A 21,492-nucleotide genomic window follows, 5' to 3' on the forward strand; every position below is an offset into this window, starting at 1 on the left:
ATCGCCGCCGTCAGCGACGTCTTGCCATGGTCAACGTGACCAATCGTGCCAATGTTCACATGAGGCTTAGTGCGCTCGAATTTACCTTTTGCCATAGTCTCTTTCCTTGGATGGCCTGGACCTTCAGTTCAGTCGAATGCGGGGCGATTACCGACTAAGGCCGAAAAACACAAGTGCCTTGTGGCTGAGCGCGGCTTACTCGATTCGAACCCATGATCCGATTTCGGGGATGTGGCGGGGATATGGGAATGGCAGGACGGAAATGTAAGACGGGCACGACCCAAGGCCAGTCGCACCACAAATCTTTAATGACACTCTCTTAATGACACTGGGGCAAAATGGCGCCTGGGCACTTGCGGGTAAATGAGCGTCATGCGGACTGCCACCATCACGACAGGACAAAACCTGCACCGTCTGATCTATCTGGCCATATGCGGCTTGATCTGCACTTACATCTGCGTGCTTGGCATTTCGATATTGATCGGCAACTGGCTGTTCGACGAAAACGGGCAGCCCCTGGCGACCGACTTCATCGCATTCTGGGGGGCTGGCAAGCTTGTCCTGCAAGGCCATGCCGCCGATGCCTATAATTGGGACCTGCACAAAAGCATCTCGACCGCCGAAAGCGGTGCTACCTTCGACGGCTATTTTTCATGGCAGTATCCTCCGACTTTCCTGATCGTGACCGCCGCATTGGCGTTGCTATCCTATCCCACTGCATTGGTTTCATGGATGTCGATCGGGATAACGCTCTACACCGCCGCCATACGGCTGATCGGGGGCACGCGCGTTGCGATTCTGGCAGCCATGGCCTGGCCCCCCGTGCTTTGGAATACCGCGGTCGGCCAAAACGGCTTCATCACCGCTGCCTTGCTTGGCGCAGCCATCGCCTCGATCGAAAAACGCCCCGCGCTCGCCGGCCTCTGCTTCGGCCTGCTCACCTACAAGCCGCAATTCGGTCTGATGATCCCACTTGCCCTTATCGCTGGAGGCTTTTGGCGAGTCATCGGTTGGGCCGCTGTTTCCACCACCGTCATGATCGTGCTTTCCATCGCCCTCTTCGGCACCGAGATTTGGTCCGATTTCCTCGACACCGCCGCCAAGGTCAACAGCACCATTCTCGTCGATGGCAGGGCTGACTTTTCCAAGCTTCAAAGCCTCTACGGTTTTGTCCGTGCGCTTGGGTGGAGTTGGACGCTCGCATGGACCGCGCAGGGCTTGCTCATCGCAGTTCTGAGCGCCGGCATCATTTGGATATGGCGTCAAAAGGCGGCGTTCGACGTCAAGGCAGCAGCGCTCGCGACGGCGACGATTCTCGCTTCGCCCTACGCCTTCATCTATGATTTCGTGGCGCTCGCCATCCCGCTGGCGTTTCTGGGAAAATCAGGATTTTCGGCGAAAGAAAGCGCTGTCGTGATCGCTGCCGGCATTCTGCTCGTCTCGGGCCCCTCGGAACACCTGGCCACCGCCTTTCTCTCGGCGCTGCTTGTGTTGGGCCTGGTGGTCGGCCGCGCATGGCAGGCTTTTCCTCGCCCGACACCCTTGGCTTCGCAGCTGGAGCGCTCAGCGTGAATTGAAGTCATAAATCCGTTCGCTTGCCGTTGGAAATCCGTTCGCTTGCCGCTGGCCCATTGCCGCTGTGGGGCCGGTCTGATTTCGTGGGCCGATGCATTTCATCCCGACTGCCATCCGAGGCCCGCTGTTCATGGTCGTTTCGACCGGGTCCTACATCGTGAACGACACGATGATGAAACTCGCAACCGCGGGACTGCCGCCCTACGAGGTGCTGTTCCTGCGCGGGGCTGCCGCAACATTGTGGGGCATTCCGCTGCTGTTCATGCTGGGCTATGGCAAGCAGATCCCCCTGATCCTCGACGCGAAGGTGTTGCGCAGGAACCTGCTCGAACTGGGTGCTATCCTTTGCTACGTGGTGGCGCTTGCCAACATGCAGATCGCCGATTCGACCGCGCTCGGGCAGATCACGCCCTTGCTGATGCTGGTCGGCTCCTCGATCCTGTTTGGCGAACGGATCGGCGGGCTGCGTTTGGCGCTGATCGGCCTCGGTTTCATCGGCGCGGTGATGGTAGCACAACCGACGATGCAAGGGATTTCGGTCTACGCCCTGCTGGCGCTAGGCAACGCCGCTCTGTCCGCCGCGCGCGATCTGGCGGGACGCAAGGTCGCCGCCGACGTGCCGGGGATGGTCGTCGCCATTTCCGCGGTGGTTGTGGTGCTGACCGGCGCCGGCGTTGCGCATTTGGTTTCCGAGCATTGGGTGGTGCCTGAAACCCGTCACCTGCTGCTGATGGCGGGGGCCGGACTGTTCCTGATCTTCGGCCACTTTTTCATCTTCATGGCCTATCGCGTCGGGCCGATCAGCGTGGTGGCGCCGTTCTACTATTGCTTCACCGTCTGGGCGGTGATTTCAGGGCTGGTTGTATTCAGGCAGCTCCCGAATGCGCTGGCCATCTGTGGCATCCTGCTGGTGGTGGCCAGCGGGTTGACCATCGTCTCGCTCGACGAGCGCAAGCGCCGGTTGACCGTCATCGCCTAGAGCGGAAAACGGCGCAGGGACAATCGGAGAAGCGCATGGCAAGCCCGGACAACGAAAACAACCAAAATGCAACCAACCGCACGCTCGCCGGAAAATGCTTGTGCGGCGCCGTTCAGTATGCGGTGGCGGACGCGTTCATCTATGCCGCGAACTGCCACTGCTCGAACTGCCGGCGCACCACCGGTTCGGCGTTCAAGCCGTTCGCCGGCATCGAGCGCGACAGGCTGAGCCTGACCAGGGGCGAGGACAATCTCACGAGCTTCGGCGACGAAACCGGCCATGACGCGCATTGCAGGACCTGCGGCTCGTTGCTCTATTCGGTGGTCCGCGACGGTGCCTTCGTGCATGTCGCCATGGGAACCCTCGTCGATGAGCCGACTATCCGCCCGACGCAGCACATCTTTGTCGGCTCGAAGGCGAAGTGGTTCACCATCACCGACGATCTGCCGCAATATCAAGATCAAGAACACGTGGTCGCCGGAGATGCCAGCGAATAGCTGACCGTTAGAAACGCTCAACCAAATTATCGTTTCGTTTTCGCGTCCGCCGCCAAAGAACCTATACTGTGCTCCATCACTGAACTGTGTCGCGGGGATTTCTGTGGCATTGCCGCCCGACTGGTTGCCCAATGTTGCGATGAGGCGCGTCATTTGCCATTGGACGGCGGGCTCGCATTCGGCCGGTGATACCGACAAGGATGCGTATCACATTCTCGTCGAGGGGAATGGCCATCTGGTCAGGGGTCGGCCTTCGATCGGGCTCAATTCGGGTCGGGTAAAACCGGGATATGCCGCTCACACGCTCAACTGCAACCGCGGCTCGATCGGGGTTTCGCTCTGCTGCATGGCCGGGGCGGAGGAAAGGCCGTTCGATGCCGGCCGCTATCCGATGACGAGGACGCAGTGGGACGCGATGACTGCGGTCGTCGCCGAACTCTGCAAATATTACCGCATCAAGGTCACGCCCAAAACGGTGCTCTCGCATGCCGAGGTCGAAAGCAAACTGCGCATCGAGCAACGTGGAAAATGGGATTTCACCCGGCTGCCCTTCGATCCGGCGATCAGCGGCGCAAGCGCCTGCGGCGACCGGCTGCGCCAGGACGTGACGGCGGCAATGGGCTCGATGCCAAATCTGCCAGTGAGGATTGGACGCGATGCCATATGGCAGCGTTTGCTTGAGGAATTGTGGCCGATCATGGTGAGGGGGCTGGAAGCCGGCCTCAACACGCTGGTCCGCGAAATCCTCAAGAGGATCAGATAGGCGGTCGGCATTCGGGTGAATGCCGACGTAACTGCCGATCTGTCGGTTTCTAAAGAGTCCGGTTGCCGGTGAACTGGTGATAGGCCCACAGAACGATCACCGATCCCAGCACAGCGACAAGCAGGCTATAGATGTTGAGGCCGGTAACACCTGACGCGCCAAACGCACTGAAGATCAGTCCGCCGACAATGGCGCCGACGATTCCGAGCACGATATCGAGCACCAGGCCCTGACCAGTTTTATTGACGATCTTGCTGCCTATGAAGCCGGCTATGACGCCGAGAATAATCCAGCTTAATATTGACATTTTTCCTCTCCGTTCCCCGCGCCCCGATTACTTCCACATCATTAAGCAAAGCTCAAGCCAACTTGAAATTCATGATTACGGAAAGCTCAAACCGGCTTGAAATTCGCCATGGATGCGTCATTGTCGAGGACGGACGGGCAATTTGACATGGAGATCCACAATGGGACTGTTTGACAATGCCGTTCCCGGCGGCAACGTTACCAAGCCGCTGATGATCGCGCTCGGCGCGCTTCTTGTCGGAAAATTGCTGAGCGGCAGAAGCGCCGACCAGCCTGAGCAGGCACAAATCCCTGCGCCTGTCCCGCCCGATACAACCGCATCCGCCGATGGCGGCCTGCTCGGCGGACTGGGCGGCCTGCTCGACAGATTGAAAGATGCAGGCCACAGCAACGTCGCCAATTCGTGGGTCGGCACCGGGCAGAACCAGCCGATCAACCCCGGCGATCTGGGCAATGCGATCGGGCCGCAGGTCATCCAGGAGATCGCGCAAAGGACCGGCCTCGATCAGCAGGAGCTGCTCAAGCAATTGTCGGCGGCTTTGCCCGGCATCGTCGACAGGCTGACGCCGAACGGGCAAGTGCCGCCGCAGCACCAGGTCGCGTCGCTGTTCAACAGCTAAGGCAGTCGGAGCGCTGCACGTTCTCGGAACGCACGGCGCTCCACTTGATCTCTTGGAATCATTTGATCTCTTGGAAATCTGGAGCGGGTAGCGGGAATCGAACCCGCATATTCAGCTTGGAAGGCTGCTGCTCTACCACTGAGCTATACCCGCGCCTTTCAGTTAAGCATCGGATCCGCTCCGACGCTCGCTCTGCGTTTCAGGGCTTCCGGGCCGGCAGTGGTGGAGAGGGTTGGATTTGAACCAACGTAGGCATAGCCAACGGATTTACAGTCCGTCCCCTTTAACCACTCGGGCACCTCTCCAGTCTGCCGCCGGAGCCATGCAACGAGGCATCGACGCGTTGCGGCTGCCTGAGCAGCCCTTCCGCGAAGCGCCTTATGGCGGCAGCGCCCAAAACTGTCAACCGCAACATCCCGGCAAAAAGCGCTGAATTTCACACCTCGCCTGACAAGCAGCTTGTACGGCTGTATCCATGGCCGGACGACACGGCTATAGAACCGGCCATGAGCAACGACAACAAACCGAAGACCCCGAAAGACACCCACTACGCCAAGCTGCGCCGTGCGCATCGCGACGAGAAGAGCGGCGGCGCGCCGGCGTTCAGGCCACGCCAGCCGCTGCCGCCCGGCGAGACCGCCGCGGATGGGCTGGTGCGGCTCTACGGGCTGCACACGGTGCGGGCGGCGCTCGACAATCCGCGCCGCAAGATCAAAAAAATGCTGGTGACGCGCAACGCTGCCGAGCGCCTGGCAATCGCCGATCTTGCCGCTTTGCCCTTCAAGGCGGAGCTGGTCGAGCCGAAGGACATCGACAAGGTCACCGGCTCGGATGCCGTGCATCAGGGCGTGCTGATCGAGGCCGAGCCGCTGAAACCCAAGCGGCTCGATGCGCTCGGCGACACCAGGCTGGTGCTGGTGCTCGATCAGATCACCGATCCGCACAATGTCGGCGCGATCCTGCGCTCGGCCGTGGCTTTCGGCGCCGGCGCGCTGATCACCACAGCGCGCCACAGCCCGCATGAGTCCGGTGTGCTGGCGAAATCGGCCTCCGGCGCGCTGGAGCATATCGATCAGATCGAGGTGAAGAACCTCGCCGATGCGCTCGGCCAGCTGCACGAGGCCGGCTTTCAGACCATCGGGCTGGATTCGGATGGACCGGCGGAACTCGAAAACAGCTTTGCCGGCGACAAGATCGCTCTGGTACTCGGCGCCGAGGGCAAGGGCCTGCGCCAGAAGACGCGCGAGACGGTGACGACACTCGCCCGGCTCGACATGCCCGGCGCCATCCGCTCGCTCAACGTGTCGAACGCCGCGGCGGTGGCGCTTTATGCGGCGAGGAAATTTCTTTCGGCGGATTGATCGAGCGATCGGTATGTTCAAAGCGTTCTCAAACCAGGGAGAATGGCTCGCGCTTCTCGCGAGTACAATCGGCACATTAAGAACACTCACTCCATCGGAGTTCTACGACGAGGCGAACGACCGCTACCACGCCGTTAGAGATGACATATTGCAGCTTGTCTACGGCCTTGAGAATCCAGCCGATTTTGGAAAATTTCTCGACGTCAACGCCGGCCCGGAGAGTTGGTTGCCGGAGAACGCCGAAGCCCTGACCTCCATGGACGTCACAGAGATCCATTATCGGGTCGCCAGCAACTTGGCCGATGAAAGGTGGGTTGACGGAGCTCTTGGCAAAGCGTTCGAGAACGGCACGCTTGTCCCAGCCCTTGAGCAGATAGCTGCCAATATCGGTAAGTTCAAATTGACTGGCAGCAGCCAGCAAACTCTCTAACCAATCTGGAAGTTCGCCATTCTTTCCAAAGCCCTGACGAGCGCCGAGTGATCTTCCTTAGCGCCGCCGTTGGCGGCACAGGAGTTGAACAATTGTTGCGTGTTTGAGGTATTCGGCAACGATACCCCAAGTGCCTTCGCGCCTTCCAGCGCCAAGTTGAGATCCTTCTGGTGGAGTTCGATGCGGAAGCCGGGCGCGAAGCTGCGCTTGATCATGCGCTCGCCATGCACTTCCAGAATGCGCGAGGCGGCCAGCCCGCCCATCAGCGCCTGCCTGACCTTGGCCGGATCGGCGCCGGCTTTCGAAGCGAAAACAAGCGCTTCGGCGACGGCCTCGATGGTCAGCGCGACGACAATCTGGTTGGCGACCTTGGTGGTTTGGCCGACGCCGTTCGGTCCGACCAGCGTGATGTTCTTGCCCAGCTTCCCGAAGATAGGCCTGGCGCGTTCGAAGGGCCTTTCCTCGCCGCCGACCATGATGGTCAGCGATGCCGCCTTGGCGCCGACCTCGCCGCCCGACACCGGCGCGTCGAGATAGTCGCAGCCGAGATCGTTGATCTTTTTGGCGAAAAGCTTGGTCTCGATCGGCGAGATCGAGCTCATGTCGATGACCAGTCTGCCTTTTGTCAGCCCTGACGCGACGCCATTCTCGCCGAACAGCACATCGGCGACCTGCGGCGTGTCGGGCACCATGGTGATGACGATGTCGGCGGCACGGGCGACGGCGCTGTGGCCGGTGACGGTCTTCAGGCCTTTGGCGACGAGATCGGCCGGCGGCTTCGAGCGATGGTCGCTGGCGACGACTTGATAGCCGGCATCGAGCAGATGCCCCGCCATCGGCGCGCCCATGATGCCCAACCCGATGAAGCCGATGGTTTCCATTGTTGTTCTCCCGAATGATTGTCTGAGGTGCCCCCTCATCCGGCCGCTGCGCGGCCACCTTCTCCCCAAGGGGAGAAGAGGTCGCGAACGCCGGTGCCAGCCTCTTCTCCCCCGCGGGGAGAAGGTGGCCGCGCAGCGGCCGGATGAGGGGGCCTGTCTTGCCCGCTACGCCGCCGCACTTCCCTGCCCGGCCAACTCCCGCAACCAACCCAGCCCGGCCTCCGTGCCGGCCTTCGGCTTATATTCCGCCCCGACCCAGCCGGAATAGCCGATCCTGTCGATGTGGTCGTACAGGAAGGGAAAATTGATCTCGCCCGTCCCCGGCTCATGACGGCCGGGATTGTCCGCAAGCTGGATATGGGCGATGCGGTTGAGGTTTGCCTCTATGGTACGGGCGAGATCCCCCTCCATGATCTGCATGTGATAGATGTCGTATTGCAGGAACAGGTTCTTCGAGCCGACGCGGTCGATCAGCGCCAGGGCCTGGTGCGAATAATTCAGGAAGAAGCCCGGAATATCATGGGTGTTGATCGGTTCGATCAGCAACCTGATGCCGGCCTGCTCCAGCTTTTCCGCCGCGAAAGCCAGGTTCTCGGCGAAGACGTCTTCCAGCAAGCTCCGTTCGATGCCTCGCGGCGCAATGCCGGCCAGGCAGTTGACCTGGTCGCAGCCCAGCGCATGGGCATAGGTGATCGCTTTGGCAACACCTTGCCGGAACTCCGGGATTCGGTCCGGCAGGATCGCGATGCCGCGCTCGCCCTTGGCCCAGTCGCCGGCAGGCAGGTTGAACAGCACCTGCGTCAGGCCGTTCTTCTTGAGTCTCGCCGCGACTACATCCGGCGCATGGTCATAGGGACCGATATATTCGACGCCCTTGAAGCCGGCGCGAGCGGCGGCATCGAAACGGTCGAGGAAATCGTGCTCGGGAAAGAGCATCGAAAGGTTGGCTGAAAACCGTGGCATGGCAGCTGTTCCTTATAAAATGATTTTAGTCGAGCATGACGATCGCGGTGGGGGCGTCTTCGTGATGTTCGGCAAGCTCTTCGAATTCGGTTATCTTGTCGATTTCCGTGCCCATCGAAATGTTGGTGACGCGCTCGAGAATGAATTCGAGCACCACCGGAACCTGGTGCTCTTTCATCAGGCGCTGCGCCTCCTTGAAGGCACCGGCGAATTCCTCCGGCCGGCGCACCCTGACCGCCTTGCAGCCCATCGCCTCGGCGACAGCGATGTGGTCGACACCGTAGCCAGCCTCGGGATCGCCCTGTCGATTGACGTTCTCGAAGGCGAGGCTGACCTCGAAGTCCATCGAAAAGCCGCGCTGCGCCTGGCGGATAAGGCCGAGATAGGCATTGTTCACCACGACATGGATGTAGGGCAATCTGTGCTGCGCGCCGGCCGCCAGTTCCTCGATCATGAACTGGAAATCATAGTCGCCGGAAAGTGCTACAATGTTGCGGTGTGGATCGGCGGCGCGAACGCCAAGTGCTGCCGGCAGCGTCCAGCCGAGCGGGCCGGCCTGGCCGCAATTGATCCAGTTGCGCGGCTTATAGACATGCAGGAATTGCGCACCGGCGATCTGCGACAGGCCGATCGTGGCGACATAGGTGGTGTCGCGGCCGAACGCCTTGTTCATCTCCTCATAGACGCGCTGCGGCTTCAGCGGCACCTGGTCGAAATGCGTCTTGCGCTTCATCGTCTTCTTGCGCTGGCGGCATTCGCCGGCCCAGCCGGACCAGTCGCGCAATTTCCCGGCCGTCTTCCATTCCGTGGCGACGTCGAGCAGCATTTTCAGCGCCGCACCGGCATCCGAGACGACACCGAGATCCGGCGCGAAGACACGGCCGATTTGAGTGGGTTCGATGTCGACGTGGATAAATTTCTTGCCCTTGGTGTAGACGTCGACCGAACCGGTGTGGCGGTTGGCCCAGCGGTTGCCGATGCCGAAAACGAAATCGGCTTCGAGCATCGTCGCATTGCCGTAGCGATGCGAGGTCTGCAGCCCGCACATGCCGGCCATCAGCCGGTGGTCGTCGGGGATCGCGCCCCAGCCCATCAGCGTCGGAATGACCGGCACACCGGTGACTTCGGCGAACTCTATCAGCAGGTCCGACGCGTCGGCATTGATGATGCCGCCGCCGGCGACGATGACAGGCTTTTCCGCCACGTCGAGCATCTTCAGCGCCTTCTCCGCCTGGCTGCGCGACATTGCCGGCTTGAACGGCACCAGCGGCTCATAGGCATCGACGGCGAACTCGATCTCGGCCAATTGCACGTCGACCGGCAGATCGATCAGCACCGGTCCCGGCCGCGACGAGCGCATCAGGTGGAAAGCTTTCTGCAGCGCCATCGGCACCAGATAGGGTTCCATGACGGTGACCGCCCATTTGGCGACGGGTGCCGCGATCGCCGCGATGTCGACGGCCTGGAAATCCTCCTTGTTGAGACGCGCCCGCGGTGCCTGGCCGGTGATGCAGAGGATCGGGATGGAATCGGCCGCGGCCGAATAGAGCCCGGTGATCATATCGGTGCCGGCCGGGCCCGACGTGCCGATGCAAAGGCCGATATTGCCCGATCTGGCGCGGGTAAAACCTTCGGCCATATGCGAGGCCGCCTCGACGTGACGAGCAAGAATGTGGCGGATCGTGCCCCTCGCCTTCAGCGCCGAATAGAACGGATTGATGGCAGCACCCGGCACGCCGAAGGCGCAGGAGATGCCTTCTTTTTCGAGAACGAGAACTGCTGCGTCGACCGCGCGCATCCTGGTCATGTCAGCCTCCACGAGATTGTTGATGACCGCAGAATGCCAGTGCGCCGACTATTTTTCAATTTTTTCAAAATATTTTTTCGTTTTTAAGAAACCCTTGCTGTTGGCTGATTTCATTGTGCTTTCTGTTTTCCATAGACTGGGCTGCGCAACCCGGTGAAAAACTTTTTCATTGCCTATTTGGCGAAATCGGCAAGAATGGCGCGATGGAAACGACTGAAAAACGCCAGCGCGGGCGGCCGCGCTCCTTCAATGGGCCGTCCGAGGCCGCTTCGGTGCAGTCGCTCGATCGGGCACTGCGCATCCTGGCCATCGTCGCCGACGGCAGCGGCCTGTCGCTGAGCGAGATCGCCGCCAGTTCCGGTGTACCGGCGTCCACCGCCTATCGCATGCTGACGACGCTGGAAAACCACGGCATGGTCGAGTTCGACGGTACCGACCAGCTGTGGTCGATCGGCGTCGAGACCTATCGCATGGGCGCGGCGTTCCTGCGCCGCCGCAAGCTGGTCGACCGCGCCCGCATCGTCATGCAGGAGCTGATGGAGAAGACCGGCGAGACCGCCAATCTCGGCGTCGCGGAGGACGATTGCGTCGTCTTCGTCAGCCAGGTCGAGACGCATCAGGCGATCCGCGCCTTCTTCCGGCCGGGCACGCGCAGCTCCTTCCACGCGTCGGGCATCGGCAAGGCGGTGCTGGCGCATCTCGAGCCGGAGCGCGTCGCCACCATCCTGCGCCGGGCCGGGCTGGAGCGCTTCACCGAAAACACGCTGTCTGATATCTCGGCGCTCGCCCGCGATCTGGTGACGATCAAGCTGCGCGGCTGGTCGGTAGACGACGAGGAGCGGCATCCGGGCATGCGCTGCGTCGCCGCGGCCATCTTCAACGAGTTCGGCGAGCCGATCGGCGGCGTTTCGGTATCCGGTCCGACGGTGCGGGTAACCCCGGAACGGTTGGCCGAGATCGGCCCGTTGGTGCGCGACGCGGCGGCGGAAGTGACGAGGATGATCGGCGGGCTGAAGGCGGGCTGATCACGCGGCTCCGGGCAGCGCGCTTTTTGTCGATATTTCGAAGAAATCGAGCAGGATCGCCAGCCCCACGCCACATCCCGTGAAAATGAGGCCGGTCATAAAGAAGCGGCTGGCACGCTCGTAGACGCGCCGCTGCAGGGACTTTGTGTCGAGCAGCATCGCCAGCGCCCGCATCTGCAGCCCGATGCCGATCAGGATCGGTAGCACGGCGAGCAGATGGTAGGTTTGCCATGGTATCGGGTTGGCGGCCCAATGCGTGATGAAGCCCAGCGAGAACGCCAGCAGGATGCCGACGGTGGTTATTGTGCCGTTACGGAAAACCGTCTCGATCGGCTCTTCGTTCGGATCATGCTCGCCCAAGTGCCCTCTCCCTGTTTCGGCATCGGGTGCAGATTAGGCTGTTGGGAAATCCCTGTACATCGGCAAGAGTGTTGGCGAAGGCCGAAGCGGCATCCGATCTCCCCGTGAGTGGGCGATGTCCGGCAGGACAGAGGGTGACGGAGCGCGGCCTCATTCCAGCTTGGGTTCCTCGCCCCACGAAAGTGGGAGAGGTGGCTCGGCGAAGCCGAGACGGAGAGGGGAACCGCGCTCTACGAAGCCCCTCTCCGGACGCTTCGCGGCCACCTCTCCCCCGCTTCGCGGTGAGCGAGGAACCCAAAAGTCCTAAGAGGTCGGAGGGACAGCCCCTCTGCCCTGCCACTCAGACAAAAGAAAAAGGGGCAGTGGGTGCCCCTTCTTTCGGTTGCCTGAAACGGTTCACCTCTTCTCAAGCTGGCAATAATGGCTCTCAAAGCCGGCAGCGATGGCGATAACCGTCATAGCCGACATAGGTGTCGGAGTAGGGTTCGTAGCTCTGGTAGCGATTGAAACAGCGCCGGACGTGCCATGAGCCGCCGTCTTCCTCGATGTAGACAGTGCGCGGCTGGGCGAGCGCGCTGCCGAGCAGGAAGCCGCCGACACCTGCGGCAATGCCGATGCCGAGATGCTTGTTGTAGTGCTTGTGATGGGCAGCCGAAGGCTGAACGGTGCCGGCCAGCATGGCGGCGGCGACAGTGGTGGCGACGAGGCCCGAAACGATGGTGCGCTTGAACATGATGATCTCCTTGCTGCGTTGTGAGAGGCGATCCATCCGCCTCTTGACCATCAGTCGTTGCGACAAGGAAAAAGGTTCGAAGGCCTTTTGGATTTTTCCCGAACGAGGAAATCGCTTGGTCGAAGCAAGGTGGCGGTCAGCCGTGCGACCACGGATGATCGAGCCGGTCGGCAGCTCGCCAGAACAATCGGCAGGCCTCAGCCCATGCCGGTGATGTGGCGCAGCCAGAAGGCGAGCGCGATGAAGCCGATGATGGTGGTGACGCCGGTCCAGTCGATATTGGCGCGCTTCAGATCCTTGACGAGCTTCACCAAGAGAACCCAGGCCACGACGACGAGCGGGAGAATGATGACAAACCTGATCATGCGACAGCCTCGCTGATGCGATTGCACCTTCGATCAATATAGGAAGCGAATTGGCCGTTTTCAGGACGCCTTGGCGGTAGAACCGGCGCGTTCGCCGGAACCGAAAAACGGAGTTTTGTCTTTACTGGCGCAGCAGATATGCTACCGGAGCGCCGTGCCCTTGTAGCTCAGCTGGTAGAGCAGCGGTTTTGTAAACCGAAGGTCGGCGGTTCGATTCCGTCCGGGGGCACCAGCGCTCAAAACACTTACCGGCGACTGACCAATGGGGTACCGTCCAGGTATGGACGCTTGGCCACGGCCTCAAAGCAATTCTGTAGTCCGCCTCGTTATCCAGGAGCCCACGGCCAAGGAAGATGTCGCCTCAAAGGAAGTGCCATGTCGATCCACGACGAATTGCAAAACTTTTGGGAAACCTACGCCGCCGCCTATCGCGTTGGCGACGCCACCGCTTGCGCGGCTATGTTTGCGCTTGATGGGGAATTGTACTCGCCCTATGCGCCTCCCGCCTGCGGCCGTGCCGCGATAGAGGCGCTTCATCGCATTTGGACTGAAGGTGCGGGCACCGACAAACGACTCACGGTCCTAAAGGCGGGCAGTTCAGGTGATCTAGCCTGGTGTCTGGCCGCTTATTCCGAAGGCCAAGCCACGGGAGACGGCACATCACTCGACGTTTTTGAGCGCCGGGCAGACGGAAAATGGTTGATCCGCATGTGCAGCCTGAACAGCAACGACCCTCATACAGAGGACTGAGACCGGTCCATTCGTCGAAGGTCGATATCTGGTCATCCCCGATTTCCACAGGGTCGGGCCATAAGGATCGTTGGCACATCAATTCAAACGCATATAACTGCATCGGAAACCATGGGAGTTTCCGTTGGAGCAGAAACGCACGACCGCCCCCTTCATCAACGGCATGTTTGGTGGCCTTATCGTCTTTGCCTTCGCGTTCGGTTTCCGTTTCCTGACAAGTCCCGATCCCGATCCAACATCAAGAGCAACGACAAGCCTTTCAGTACTGGCCTTTGCCATTTGTTTCGGCGCGGCCTTCCTCCGCGAGCACCGACGCCAGATTGCTGCCGCCAGAGAATTTCTAAGCCGCCCAAGATCGTATTAGGGGCGTATGTGTCGGGACCGTCCTCGTCGGGATGACCAGAAACTTTCCGTGAAATTGCTGGCATAGTCTGGCACCAGATAGCGCTTCGGCATCTCATACCAGGAGACGCCGAGCCCGGGCGTGTCTCGCCGTTACAGAGCCGTTATTTCGGCCCCCTCTTCCGGCCCCGGCGATCTAATACCATTCGATTAAATTGTCCCTTCTTATATTAGCACTCGCTCAATTAAGCGCGCCGACAATGCCCGTGCGGCGGGCCAAAACCAGAGGGTGATGTCATGCGAAGTGACTTCGCCGCAGCGCGCGAGCTCCTGGAGTGCGCGCAAAACCGCCTCTGCGGTGCGGACGAAACCAGCCGACGCGTCAACGAGGCACTCGACGCGCTGATTGAAGAAATAGCCATCGCGGAATTCCAGAAGGCGCCACTGACCATCGTGCCGTTCCCGCGTGCACGGTCACCTAAAGCGCCTCGCGCCTGAACGGCCTTCTGCGACGCGCTTTAGCGCTTGTTTCCATGCCTGTGCGGTGGGAAGCCCGCCGCGAGAACTGCTTCATGAGCCGCCAACGATTACTCGGGCAGCCAGGTTTCAAGCCGACGATCTACAACGCACTCGCGACTTGGCCAGATGCGCCCGCCTTGGTGAACGTGTTCCTCACCCTCACTGACTTGTAGACGTAGGCGACCCAAATGCCTGTCAGCACGAAAGTGACTATGGGCAATACCAGCGCATCTCCCGCAAGCACCAGGCTCACAGGGGCGCCCATAACCGCCGAGATCCACATCGTGTCCAGAATAAACACGATTGGTATTGCAAGCCACTGGTACAGGAACAGCTGTTTGAAGCGATAACTCCGCCGCAGCATGGCAACGAACACAACTAGCTGGAGCACCAGAAACGCCAGCAACAGGGCAATCTCGCCGTAAGCCGCCAATGCGCCGTTTGGCAGCGTCATGAGTTGTCGGTAGCCGTCACTCGACGAACCCAATACGGCGAGCGTACGCAGCGAGGACAAGGCCTGAACGATCGCAAGCAGCATTAGCCAGCCTCCAATCCCCACAAGCCCCGTTGGATTCTGTGAGGGCTTTGTCGCAGACCGGACAGCGACAAAGACAGGCACTCCAATCAGCAAAATCAATATTACCCAGTGCCAGACCGAGAAACCCATTTACCCCTCCCTCCCCAATGCAGGTCATGGTTGTATCATCTTTTTAGGTTTACTCAAGGTGGTATGTTGTCCCGGCGAACCTTTGCGTCAAGCCGCAATTGCCGCCACTAATATCCGGTTCTGCCTCCTAATCGCGGCGCGCAGCTCGGCAATCCTCGCCTCCTCGCGCTTCACGAACTCGATGAACATCATGTTCATGTTGTTGAAGATGAGTTCGCCGAGCGCCGGCCCGTCGATGTCGCGGCGCGCCAGACCGAGCGCCTGCAGCCTCGCGATCAGGGCGCGGATCTGCTCGGTCAGCGCGCGGTCGAGCGCGCTATAGGCCTGGCCGAACGGGCTGTCGGGCAATTGCGTCGAGATCGCCATCGCCTGTCGCCACATCTCCTTGCTGAGGTAGTGCAGCGAATGCTCGATATAGATGCCGAGCAGCGTATCCAGCGCGTCGCCGACATTGGCCGGCGGGTTGGCGACGACCCCGCGCCCGGCATTGAGCACCTCGTTGACTTCCATCGAAACGATGGCGCCGAGGATGTCGCCCTTGTTCTGGTAATAATTGTAGATCGTGCCGACCGACACCTCGGCCTGCGCGGCGATCGTCTCGATCTTGGCGCCCTCATAGCCGGCATCGCGGAAAAGCTCCGCCGCCGCCTCGATGATGCGGCGGTGCCGATCCGCCTTCTGCCTTGCCCGCAATCCGCTCATATCGGCTGTTTGCCACAAAATCGGAATTGACTCAATTTTAGAATTGGTTCAATTTTTTCCCACAAGCCAAAAAGGCAAGGGAGAACACTCGATGTCCATCACTCTGAAGACTCCGTACCCAACTATCGCGAACCCGCTTTCCGCTCTGAAGAGCCGTCTCCATGCCGCCTGTGCTGCGACAGCACTGCTGCTGGCGACGGGCAGCCTCGCTCAGGCTGCCGATCTCAACGCGCTGATCTGGTGCGATCACGCCGATCCGGCTCTGTTGCAGCCTTTCGAAGAGGCGAATGGCGTCAGGGTCAATGTCAAGGAGTTCGAAGGGACCGGCGCTGGCCTGGCTATCGTCGAGCAGTCGCAGCCCGGCGACTGGGACGTGATGGTGATCGACAGCATCGACATACCGCGCGGCGTCGAAAAGGGCCTGTTCGAACCGCTGCCGGAAGACAAGCTGCCGCTGTCCGACCTCTTCCCGCAAGTGAAGATGGACAGTTCCACCGTCGTCGACGGCAAGCGCTACGGCATCACCGAAAAGTTCGGCTACAACACGATCGGCTACAACAAGACCAAGGTCGATCCGGCCGACATGCAGTCGATGGCCGCGCTGACCGGCGATAAATACAAGGGCAAGATCGCCATCTACGACTATTACCTGCCGGTCATCGGCATGGCCGCACTGGCGATCGGCAAGAAGACGGCCGAGCTGACCGAGGCCGATCTTCCCGCCATCAAGGACGTGCTGTTAAAGATGAAGGCCAATGCCAAGCTGGTCGGCGAAGTGACCGCCAGCCAGACGGCGCTGGCGACCGGCGAGGTCGACATTCTGGTCGGCGGCGGCGAATGGGTGACGGCGGGGCTGGCCAAGGAAAATCCTGCGCTGGACTTCTCGATCCCCAGGGAGGGCGCTGTGCTCTGGTCGCAGTCGCTGGCAATGTTCAAGGATTCCAAGAACAAGGAGCTGGCGCTTAAATTCATCCAGTACATTATGAGCCCCGAAGGCCAGGCGCGGCTCGCCACCTCGTCCTGCTATTGGGGCATGCCGGCCAACACCAAGGCGGCGCTGAACGACGAGCAGAAGAAGATCCTGCGCTTCGACGAGCAGCCGGAATTCCTCGCCCGCGCGCAGTCCTATCCGGCGCCGAACGCCGATCTCGACAAGAAGATGCAGGACGTCTGGACCGAAATGCTGCAGGCGCAATGACCGGCTGCCGGCCGTGAGCGCTGCCGCAAAGAGCTCCCTGCCCTGGGCGCTGGTCACGCCGGCGCTCGGCTGGACGTTGCTGTTCTTCGTGCTGCCCTTCGTCGCCATGGCGGTATCCAGCCTGACGGCGCATGAAGGCGGCGGCTTCACACTGTCCAACTACAGCCAGTTCTTTGCCAATCCGTCCTATTGGCAGGCGATGGTGAACTCGCTGCAGGTCACGGCCATCGTCACAATGATCTCGGTGCTGCTCGCCTATCCCTTCGCCTGGATCCTCGCCGAACAGGTGCCGGAACGCTGGCAGCGGCTGGCGCTGATGCTGGCGGTGCTGCCGTTCTGGACCTCCTACGTCGTGCGCTCCTATTCGTGGCTGCTGGTGCTGGCGCAGAACGGCGTCGTCAACCGCGCGCTGACCGGCTCCGGCCTGTTCGGCGAGCCGCTGCAACTCGCCAATACGCGATTAGCCACTGTCACCGGCTTCGTGCATTTCTTCGTCATGCTGTTGACGCTGACGATCTTCGCCAATCTGAAACAGCTGAGTCCCAGCTACCGCAAGGCCGCAGCCGACCTCGGCGCCGGGCCGGTTCGGACTTTCCTGCATGTCGTTCTGCCGCTGACGCTCCCTGGCATCATGGTCGGCGCCTTCCTCACCTTCGTGCTCTGCATCGGCGACTACATCACGCCGCAGATCCTCGGCGGCAACAACGAGCTCTTGATGCCGCAACTGGTGATGATGCAGATCGGCCGGCGCGGCGACTTTCCGCTCGCCTCGGCGCTGTCGATCATCCTGATGGCGGTCGTCACCATCGCCTATCTCGCCTGCGCCCGCTGGCTGAAGATCGAGCGAGCCTGACCATGCGCGCGCTCATCCGCGTCGTCTCCGCCCTCTACGCCATAGCCATCTATGGCTTCATCTTCCTGCCGGTGGTGGTGCTGGTGCTGTTTTCGCTGCAGGCGACCTCGTTTCCGATCCCGCCCTTCACCGGACCGTCGCTGCGCTGGTACGATGCCGTGCTCGCCGACACGCGGCTCACCTCAGCGCTGGTCAACTCGCTGCTGGTTGCGGTCCTCTCCTCGGCTGTCGCCGTCACGCTCGGCTTCCTCTCCGCCTGGGGTTTTGCACGCTTCATCCTGCCGGGCTCGGGCCTGATGCGCGGGCTGATCACGCTGCCGCTGACGGTCAGCTATCTCATCATCGGCATGGGGCTGCTGGTGCTGTTCAACTGGGCCGGCATACCGAAGTCTCTACTTGCCGCCGGCATCGGCCATGTCGTGATCAACCTGCCGCTCTGCTTTGCCATCATCTACAGCCAGATGGGCGACCACCAGATCAACATCGAGCGCGCCGCGCGCGACCTCGGCGCACCCGAATGGAAGGTGCTGCTGCTGATCACAGTACCGGTGATGGCGCCCGCCATCTTCGCCGGTTTCTTCCTGTCGATGACCTTCTCCTGGGACGAGTTCGTGATCTCGTTCCTTTTGACGCGCTTCGACACGACGCTGCCGGTCGAGATTTGGAATCTTCTCCGCTCCGGCCTCAATCCCAAGACCAACGCCGTCGGCTCGCTGGTCTTCGCCGTTTCCATCGTGCTGGTGGTATTGTTCGAGCTGATGCTGTTGCGGAGGAAGCCGGCATGACCGCGCCACTGGTCGATATAAGCTCTGTCTCGCATCGCTTCGGCCAGCACACCGTGCTGAAGAACGTCTCGCTGACGATCGAGCCGGGCAGTTACACCATCCTGCTCGGGCCTTCCGGCTCCGGCAAGACGACGCTGCTTTCCATTCTCGGCGGCTTCGTCACGCCGAGCGAAGGCAAGGTGCTGATCCGCGGTGAGGACTGCACCGCCGTACCGCCGGCGAAGCGCCCGACGACGACGGTGTTCCAGGATTATGCGCTGTTCCCGCATATGAGCGTCGGCGGCAATGTCGGCTTCGGTCTGCGCATGCAGGGTGTCGATGGCGCAACCCGGGCAGCAAGGGCGCGCGAGGCGCTGGCGCTGGTCGGGCTCGCCACCGCCTTCGACAAGAAGCCGCACCAGCTTTCCGGTGGTCAGCGGCAGCGCGTCGCATTGGCCCGCGCGCTGGTGGTCGAGCCCGCGGTGCTGTTGCTCGACGAACCGCTCGGCGCGCTCGACCTCAAATTACGCCGACAGATGCAGGACGAATTGAAGGCGATCCAGAAACGCGTCGGCACCGCCTTCATCCATGTCACCCACGACCAGGAAGAAGCGATGGCGCTGGCCGACCATTGCGTGGTGATGAATGACGGGCGGATCGAGGATGAAGGACCACCCGAACGCGTCTATGCGCGGCCGGCAACGCGTTTTTCCGCGACCTTCATGGGCGAAAGCACGCTGATATCGGGAACGGTGACCGAGACGAAGAACGGTAGGAACACCGTCGCAACGAAGCTTGGACCACTATCGCTGCCCGGCACAATCCCGGCGGGCTCGAAGATTGCTTTGGCCGTCCGGCCTGAGCATCTTGTCCTCGGCGCGACCGGCGGCGCCGTGGCGCTCGGCACGGCCAAGGTGAGCGACGTGGTCTTCCAGGGTAGCTTCAAGCGCGTGCTGGGGGCGTCCACGACCGACCCGGCGCTGAGCCTCATTGCCAAGGTCGCCGCCGCATCGGCCGTCCAGCCGGGCGACGTGGTCGCCGTATCGTGCGATGCTGGCGACATCATCCTCCTCACGGACTGAACATGAGCACGTTTCCAATCATCGACGCTCCCAACTGGTACGAAACCATCCGCATGGGCGACGGCGTGACGCTGATCCACGAGCCGTGGATCAAGCCGTTCTTCCGCTGCAACATTTGGCATGTGCACGGTCGCGATCGCGATCTGCTGTTCGACACCGGCCTCGGTCATTTCAGCTTGCGGCGCCACGTGCCGCTGGTAACGGAGCGCAAGCTCGTTTGCGTGGCGAGCCACACCCATTTCGACCATATCGGCTGCCATCACGAATTTCCGGACCGCTGCGTGCATCCCGCCGAAGCGGAAATCCTGGCCGACCCGCGCAATGAATGGACGGTCGCCGATCGTTACGCGACCGACGCGATGTTCGACGGCATGCCTGAGGGCTGGGATGCGGCGCGTTACCAGATCCTGCCGGCGCCGGCCGGCCGGCTGCTCGAGCAAGGCGACATCGTCGATCTCGGCGACCGTGCCTTCGAGGTGATCCACACGCCGGGCCATTCACCTGGCGGCATCGCGCTCTACGAGAAGAAAACCGGCATTCTGCTTTCCGGCGACATCATCTATGACGGCCCGCTGATCGACGATGTCTATCATTCGCTTGTCGACGATTATGTCGCAACACTGCTGCGCATGCGCGACCTCGATGTCTCGGTCGTGCATGGCGGCCATTTCCCGAGCTTCGGCAAGGTGCGCTACCGCCAACTCATCGATGAGTATCTCGCGCAAAAGCGACAGGCCGGCTGCCACCTGCTTGGCCGATAACCTATCAGGGCGCAGCCCGTCGTCGGCCTCCGCACTGTTTCATGATTGTAGAGGCACGTTTCGCCGCAGGCGATCAAAGCGCCCTTTGCGGACAGGGTGTTCCCGCCGCGTCGCCGCAGCGTGAAGCCGTGGGCTGCGGTCTAAAACTCTTTTCCTCCGACTGGCGCACCAGTTCGGCGAAAGCCAGGGCAAAACTTGCCAGCATCAGGAAGACGATAATCAGGCGTGCCAGCGGCAATAGATCGGCCTCGACTGGTTAGCCCCCACGCCGCCCATCCACTGCCGGCTAACATGATCGATCCGGCTTTACGAGAGCTTAAGCGCGGTCTTAACCATCACATTCCTTCGTCCCGCGACACGATCCGCGAGTGCGCCTTGTTTGGCCGCCATCGCAAGGCACCTCCCTCCCTTTGCAGAAATGCCCGCCCATGCTAACCCGGCGCTGGCGCGGCCCAGCAACCGGTCGCCGCCAACCGGTCTCCAATCGGTCGTCGCCAATCGGTTGTCGTTGAGAGCCATGAGCAAAACCGCCAGCCGTTTCGCCTTCGTCTCATCCGGCACCGCCGACGCCAACGCGGCGCTGGAAAGCCTTTTGGCACGCTACGGCCAAGCATCCGTCGAAGATGCCGGGATCGTCGTGGCGCTCGGTGGCGACGGCTTTCTGCTGCAGACCCTGCGCGAGACGATGAGCACGGGAAAGAAGGTCTACGGCATGAACCGTGGCACCATCGGTTTCCTGATGAACGAATACCGCGCCAGCGGTTTGACGGGGCGCATCGCGGCTGCCGTCGCCGAAACGATCCGCCCGCTGGAGATGCAGGCGGTGACGGCGGAGGGCGAGACGATTTCGGCGCTGGCGATCAACGAGGTCGCACTTTGGCGCCAATCCTATCAGACCGCCAAGATCCGCATCACCGTGGATGGGCAAGAGCGGCTGGAGGAATTGCATTGCGACGGGGTGATGATCGCGACGCCGGCCGGCTCGACCGCGTATAATCTGTCCGCGCACGGGCCGATCCTGCCGCTCGACGCTCCGCTGTTGGCGCTGACCCCGGTCAGCCCGTTTCGTCCGCGCCGCGGGCGCGGCCCGCTGCTCTCCAACAAGGCGCTCGGGCGGTTCGCCAGTGTGGGGCCGGAAAAGCGGCCGGGGGATGCCGCCGCCGCCCCCCCCGAGGGGAAGGCGGTGGCG

28 protein-coding genes and 3 tRNA genes are annotated in these 21,492 nt (G+C 61.5%); 18 read left to right on the plus strand and 13 right to left on the minus strand.

The genetic code is table 11. The annotated features are described in order from the left end of the window. On the minus strand, nucleotides 1-95 hold a 95-nt coding region (locus NKJ08_RS33615), incomplete at its 3' end, for a GTP-binding protein (RefSeq protein ID WP_032936484.1). Between the two features lie 277 nt (nucleotides 96-372). Between NKJ08_RS33615 and NKJ08_RS33620 the strand changes: the two genes are divergently transcribed. The 4 genes from NKJ08_RS33620 (at nucleotide 373) to NKJ08_RS33635 (ending at nucleotide 3,814) form a co-directional block, all read left to right on the plus strand. Beyond that, complete coding sequence (locus tag NKJ08_RS33620) at nucleotides 373-1,572, plus strand: glycosyltransferase family 87 protein (protein ID WP_352785443.1); 1,200 nt, start codon at nucleotides 373-375, stop codon at nucleotides 1,570-1,572. Between the two features lie 94 nt (nucleotides 1,573-1,666). Continuing rightward, the gene (locus NKJ08_RS33625) at nucleotides 1,667-2,554 is read left to right on the plus strand and encodes a DMT family transporter (protein WP_352785446.1); all 888 of its coding nucleotides are present in this window, start codon (nucleotides 1,667-1,669) and stop codon (nucleotides 2,552-2,554) included. 35 nt (nucleotides 2,555-2,589) lie between these two features. Next, nucleotides 2,590-3,051 carry a GFA family protein gene (locus NKJ08_RS33630; protein WP_352785449.1) on the plus strand — a complete coding sequence of 154 codons (462 nt, stop codon included), beginning with the start codon at nucleotides 2,590-2,592 and terminating at the stop codon, nucleotides 3,049-3,051. Between the two features lie 103 nt (nucleotides 3,052-3,154). Next, nucleotides 3,155-3,814 (plus strand): peptidoglycan recognition protein family protein, encoded by a 660-nt coding sequence (locus NKJ08_RS33635; protein WP_352526429.1) that lies wholly within the window; start codon nucleotides 3,155-3,157, stop codon nucleotides 3,812-3,814. Nucleotides 3,815-3,863: 49 nt separating this feature from the next. On the opposite strand, the gene NKJ08_RS33640 is transcribed toward NKJ08_RS33635, so the two are convergent. After that, nucleotides 3,864-4,121: a GlsB/YeaQ/YmgE family stress response membrane protein gene (locus NKJ08_RS33640; protein ID WP_352526431.1), complete on the minus strand. Its 258-nt coding sequence runs from the start codon at nucleotides 4,119-4,121 to the stop codon at nucleotides 3,864-3,866. Nucleotides 4,122-4,281: 160 nt separating this feature from the next. Here NKJ08_RS33640 and NKJ08_RS33645 point away from each other — a divergent pair, with 160 nt between their 5' ends. Beyond that, the gene (locus NKJ08_RS33645; RefSeq protein ID WP_352526433.1) at nucleotides 4,282-4,740 is read left to right on the plus strand and encodes a YidB family protein; all 459 of its coding nucleotides are present in this window, start codon (nucleotides 4,282-4,284) and stop codon (nucleotides 4,738-4,740) included. A 79-nt stretch (nucleotides 4,741-4,819) separates the two neighbouring features. On the opposite strand, the gene NKJ08_RS33650 is transcribed toward NKJ08_RS33645, so the two are convergent. Next, a tRNA-Gly gene (locus NKJ08_RS33650) sits at nucleotides 4,820-4,893 on the minus strand. Nucleotides 4,894-4,960: 67 nt separating this feature from the next. Continuing rightward, a tRNA-Tyr gene (locus NKJ08_RS33655) sits at nucleotides 4,961-5,045 on the minus strand. A 201-nt stretch (nucleotides 5,046-5,246) separates the two neighbouring features. Between NKJ08_RS33655 and NKJ08_RS33660 the strand changes: the two genes are divergently transcribed. Both NKJ08_RS33660 and NKJ08_RS33665 read left to right on the plus strand, forming a co-directional pair. Further along, nucleotides 5,247-6,101: a TrmH family RNA methyltransferase gene (locus NKJ08_RS33660; RefSeq protein WP_352526434.1), complete on the plus strand. Its 855-nt coding sequence runs from the start codon at nucleotides 5,247-5,249 to the stop codon at nucleotides 6,099-6,101. Between the two features lie 13 nt (nucleotides 6,102-6,114). Then, nucleotides 6,115-6,531 carry a hypothetical protein gene (locus NKJ08_RS33665; RefSeq protein WP_352526435.1) on the plus strand — a complete coding sequence of 139 codons (417 nt, stop codon included), beginning with the start codon at nucleotides 6,115-6,117 and terminating at the stop codon, nucleotides 6,529-6,531. On the opposite strand, the gene NKJ08_RS33670 is transcribed toward NKJ08_RS33665, so the two are convergent. From NKJ08_RS33670 to gcl, 3 genes are all read right to left on the minus strand, one after another. After that, nucleotides 6,528-7,451 (minus strand): 2-hydroxy-3-oxopropionate reductase, encoded by a 924-nt coding sequence (locus NKJ08_RS33670; protein ID WP_502896007.1) that lies wholly within the window; start codon nucleotides 7,449-7,451, stop codon nucleotides 6,528-6,530. The genes NKJ08_RS33665 and NKJ08_RS33670 overlap by 4 nt on opposite strands. A 126-nt stretch (nucleotides 7,452-7,577) precedes the next feature. Further along, complete coding sequence (hyi, locus tag NKJ08_RS33675; RefSeq protein WP_352785455.1) at nucleotides 7,578-8,375, minus strand: hydroxypyruvate isomerase; 798 nt, start codon at nucleotides 8,373-8,375, stop codon at nucleotides 7,578-7,580. 25 nt (nucleotides 8,376-8,400) lie between these two features. Continuing rightward, on the minus strand, nucleotides 8,401-10,182 hold the full coding sequence (gcl, locus tag NKJ08_RS33680) for a glyoxylate carboligase (RefSeq protein WP_352785458.1): 1,782 nt from the start codon (nucleotides 10,180-10,182) through the stop codon (nucleotides 8,401-8,403). A gap of 203 nt (nucleotides 10,183-10,385) precedes the next feature. Here gcl and bhcR point away from each other — a divergent pair, with 203 nt between their 5' ends. Next, nucleotides 10,386-11,207: an HTH-type transcriptional regulator BhcR gene (gene bhcR, locus NKJ08_RS33685; RefSeq protein WP_352526441.1), complete on the plus strand. Its 822-nt coding sequence runs from the start codon at nucleotides 10,386-10,388 to the stop codon at nucleotides 11,205-11,207. Here the strand turns inward: bhcR and NKJ08_RS33690 are convergent, their stop codons facing one another. The 3 genes from NKJ08_RS33690 to NKJ08_RS33700 all read right to left on the minus strand — a co-directional run bounded on the left by NKJ08_RS33690 (nucleotide 11,208) and on the right by NKJ08_RS33700 (nucleotide 12,665). Then, the gene (locus NKJ08_RS33690) at nucleotides 11,208-11,567 is read right to left on the minus strand and encodes a hypothetical protein (protein ID WP_352526442.1); all 360 of its coding nucleotides are present in this window, start codon (nucleotides 11,565-11,567) and stop codon (nucleotides 11,208-11,210) included. A gap of 427 nt (nucleotides 11,568-11,994) precedes the next feature. Continuing rightward, entirely contained in the window at nucleotides 11,995-12,300 is a 306-nt protein-coding gene (locus NKJ08_RS33695; RefSeq protein ID WP_352526443.1) for a BA14K family protein, read from the minus strand. A gap of 197 nt (nucleotides 12,301-12,497) precedes the next feature. Continuing rightward, nucleotides 12,498-12,665 (minus strand): hypothetical protein, encoded by a 168-nt coding sequence (locus tag NKJ08_RS33700; RefSeq protein WP_292661863.1) that lies wholly within the window; start codon nucleotides 12,663-12,665, stop codon nucleotides 12,498-12,500. A 156-nt stretch (nucleotides 12,666-12,821) separates the two neighbouring features. On the opposite strand from NKJ08_RS33700, the gene NKJ08_RS33705 reads away from it, so the two are divergent. From NKJ08_RS33705 to NKJ08_RS33720, 4 genes are all read left to right on the plus strand, one after another. Beyond that, nucleotides 12,822-12,897, plus strand: a tRNA-Thr gene (locus NKJ08_RS33705). A 143-nt stretch (nucleotides 12,898-13,040) separates the two neighbouring features. Further along, nucleotides 13,041-13,415: a YybH family protein gene (locus NKJ08_RS33710; RefSeq protein ID WP_352785463.1), complete on the plus strand. Its 375-nt coding sequence runs from the start codon at nucleotides 13,041-13,043 to the stop codon at nucleotides 13,413-13,415. A gap of 124 nt (nucleotides 13,416-13,539) precedes the next feature. Further along, nucleotides 13,540-13,779 (plus strand): hypothetical protein, encoded by a 240-nt coding sequence (locus tag NKJ08_RS33715; protein WP_352526445.1) that lies wholly within the window; start codon nucleotides 13,540-13,542, stop codon nucleotides 13,777-13,779. Between the two features lie 275 nt (nucleotides 13,780-14,054). Further along, entirely contained in the window at nucleotides 14,055-14,255 is a 201-nt protein-coding gene (locus NKJ08_RS33720) for a hypothetical protein (protein ID WP_352526447.1), read from the plus strand. 121 nt (nucleotides 14,256-14,376) lie between these two features. On the opposite strand, the gene NKJ08_RS33725 is transcribed toward NKJ08_RS33720, so the two are convergent. Both NKJ08_RS33725 and NKJ08_RS33730 read right to left on the minus strand, forming a co-directional pair. Next, complete coding sequence (locus NKJ08_RS33725) at nucleotides 14,377-14,943, minus strand: DUF2569 family protein (protein ID WP_352779644.1); 567 nt, start codon at nucleotides 14,941-14,943, stop codon at nucleotides 14,377-14,379. Between the two features lie 87 nt (nucleotides 14,944-15,030). Next, a complete protein-coding gene (locus tag NKJ08_RS33730) occupies nucleotides 15,031-15,645 on the minus strand; it encodes a TetR/AcrR family transcriptional regulator (protein WP_352785466.1) in 615 nt (204 codons plus the stop codon). 91 nt (nucleotides 15,646-15,736) lie between these two features. On the opposite strand from NKJ08_RS33730, the gene NKJ08_RS33735 reads away from it, so the two are divergent. The 5 genes from NKJ08_RS33735 to NKJ08_RS33755 are packed head-to-tail and all read left to right on the plus strand — an operon-like array spanning nucleotide 15,737 to nucleotide 20,303. Continuing rightward, nucleotides 15,737-16,843: a polyamine ABC transporter substrate-binding protein gene (locus NKJ08_RS33735; RefSeq protein ID WP_352785468.1), complete on the plus strand. Its 1,107-nt coding sequence runs from the start codon at nucleotides 15,737-15,739 to the stop codon at nucleotides 16,841-16,843. Nucleotides 16,844-16,856: 13 nt separating this feature from the next. Next, entirely contained in the window at nucleotides 16,857-17,696 is an 840-nt protein-coding gene (locus NKJ08_RS33740; protein WP_502896008.1) for an ABC transporter permease, read from the plus strand. Nucleotides 17,697-17,698: 2 nt separating this feature from the next. Next, on the plus strand, nucleotides 17,699-18,481 hold the full coding sequence (locus NKJ08_RS33745) for an ABC transporter permease (protein WP_352526455.1): 783 nt from the start codon (nucleotides 17,699-17,701) through the stop codon (nucleotides 18,479-18,481). After that, the gene (locus NKJ08_RS33750; protein ID WP_352785471.1) at nucleotides 18,478-19,542 is read left to right on the plus strand and encodes an ABC transporter ATP-binding protein; all 1,065 of its coding nucleotides are present in this window, start codon (nucleotides 18,478-18,480) and stop codon (nucleotides 19,540-19,542) included. The genes NKJ08_RS33745 and NKJ08_RS33750 overlap by 4 nt, the downstream gene beginning before the upstream one ends. Nucleotides 19,543-19,544: 2 nt before the next feature. Next, nucleotides 19,545-20,303, plus strand: coding sequence for an MBL fold metallo-hydrolase (locus NKJ08_RS33755; RefSeq protein WP_352785473.1), 759 nt, complete (start codon nucleotides 19,545-19,547; stop codon nucleotides 20,301-20,303). Between the two features lie 73 nt (nucleotides 20,304-20,376). Here the strand turns inward: NKJ08_RS33755 and NKJ08_RS33760 are convergent, their stop codons facing one another. Continuing rightward, nucleotides 20,377-20,541: a hypothetical protein gene (locus tag NKJ08_RS33760; RefSeq protein ID WP_352526460.1), complete on the minus strand. Its 165-nt coding sequence runs from the start codon at nucleotides 20,539-20,541 to the stop codon at nucleotides 20,377-20,379. Nucleotides 20,542-20,820: 279 nt separating this feature from the next. Here NKJ08_RS33760 and NKJ08_RS33765 point away from each other — a divergent pair. Further along, nucleotides 20,821-21,492 (plus strand): NAD kinase (locus tag NKJ08_RS33765; protein ID WP_352785476.1); only part of this gene is annotated, 672 nt, incomplete at its 3' end.

The organism is Mesorhizobium sp. M0244 (genome assembly GCF_040321795.1).
Taxonomy (GTDB): Bacteria; Pseudomonadota; Alphaproteobacteria; order Rhizobiales; family Rhizobiaceae; genus Mesorhizobium.

What these genes read in the sequence shown, in the direction of transcription:
- NKJ08_RS33620 (WP_352785443.1), top strand. Translation starts at nt 373, where the DNA reads ATGCGGACTGCCACCATCACGACAGGACAAAACCTGCACCGTCTGATC.
- NKJ08_RS33625 (WP_352785446.1), top strand. Translation starts at nt 1,667, where the DNA reads ATGCATTTCATCCCGACTGCCATCCGAGGCCCGCTGTTCATGGTCGTT.
- NKJ08_RS33630 (WP_352785449.1), top strand. Translation starts at nt 2,590, where the DNA reads ATGGCAAGCCCGGACAACGAAAACAACCAAAATGCAACCAACCGCACG.
- NKJ08_RS33640 (WP_352526431.1), bottom strand. Translation starts at nt 4,121, where the DNA reads ATGTCAATATTAAGCTGGATTATTCTCGGCGTCATAGCCGGCTTCATA.
- NKJ08_RS33645 (WP_352526433.1), top strand. Translation starts at nt 4,282, where the DNA reads ATGGGACTGTTTGACAATGCCGTTCCCGGCGGCAACGTTACCAAGCCG.
- NKJ08_RS33660 (WP_352526434.1), top strand. Translation starts at nt 5,247, where the DNA reads ATGAGCAACGACAACAAACCGAAGACCCCGAAAGACACCCACTACGCC.
- NKJ08_RS33665 (WP_352526435.1), top strand. Translation starts at nt 6,115, where the DNA reads ATGTTCAAAGCGTTCTCAAACCAGGGAGAATGGCTCGCGCTTCTCGCG.
- NKJ08_RS33670 (WP_502896007.1), bottom strand. Translation starts at nt 7,451, where the DNA reads ATGAGGGGGCACCTCAGACAATCATTCGGGAGAACAACAATGGAAACC.
- hyi (WP_352785455.1), bottom strand. Translation starts at nt 8,375, where the DNA reads ATGCCACGGTTTTCAGCCAACCTTTCGATGCTCTTTCCCGAGCACGAT.
- gcl (WP_352785458.1), bottom strand. Translation starts at nt 10,182, where the DNA reads ATGACCAGGATGCGCGCGGTCGACGCAGCAGTTCTCGTTCTCGAAAAA.
- bhcR (WP_352526441.1), top strand. Translation starts at nt 10,386, where the DNA reads ATGGAAACGACTGAAAAACGCCAGCGCGGGCGGCCGCGCTCCTTCAAT.
- NKJ08_RS33695 (WP_352526443.1), bottom strand. Translation starts at nt 12,300, where the DNA reads ATGTTCAAGCGCACCATCGTTTCGGGCCTCGTCGCCACCACTGTCGCC.
- NKJ08_RS33700 (WP_292661863.1), bottom strand. Translation starts at nt 12,665, where the DNA reads ATGATCAGGTTTGTCATCATTCTCCCGCTCGTCGTCGTGGCCTGGGTT.
- NKJ08_RS33710 (WP_352785463.1), top strand. Translation starts at nt 13,041, where the DNA reads ATGTCGATCCACGACGAATTGCAAAACTTTTGGGAAACCTACGCCGCC.
- NKJ08_RS33720 (WP_352526447.1), top strand. Translation starts at nt 14,055, where the DNA reads ATGCGAAGTGACTTCGCCGCAGCGCGCGAGCTCCTGGAGTGCGCGCAA.
- NKJ08_RS33725 (WP_352779644.1), bottom strand. Translation starts at nt 14,943, where the DNA reads ATGGGTTTCTCGGTCTGGCACTGGGTAATATTGATTTTGCTGATTGGA.
- NKJ08_RS33730 (WP_352785466.1), bottom strand. Translation starts at nt 15,645, where the DNA reads ATGAGCGGATTGCGGGCAAGGCAGAAGGCGGATCGGCACCGCCGCATC.
- NKJ08_RS33735 (WP_352785468.1), top strand. Translation starts at nt 15,737, where the DNA reads ATGTCCATCACTCTGAAGACTCCGTACCCAACTATCGCGAACCCGCTT.
- NKJ08_RS33745 (WP_352526455.1), top strand. Translation starts at nt 17,699, where the DNA reads ATGCGCGCGCTCATCCGCGTCGTCTCCGCCCTCTACGCCATAGCCATC.
- NKJ08_RS33750 (WP_352785471.1), top strand. Translation starts at nt 18,478, where the DNA reads ATGACCGCGCCACTGGTCGATATAAGCTCTGTCTCGCATCGCTTCGGC.
- NKJ08_RS33755 (WP_352785473.1), top strand. Translation starts at nt 19,545, where the DNA reads ATGAGCACGTTTCCAATCATCGACGCTCCCAACTGGTACGAAACCATC.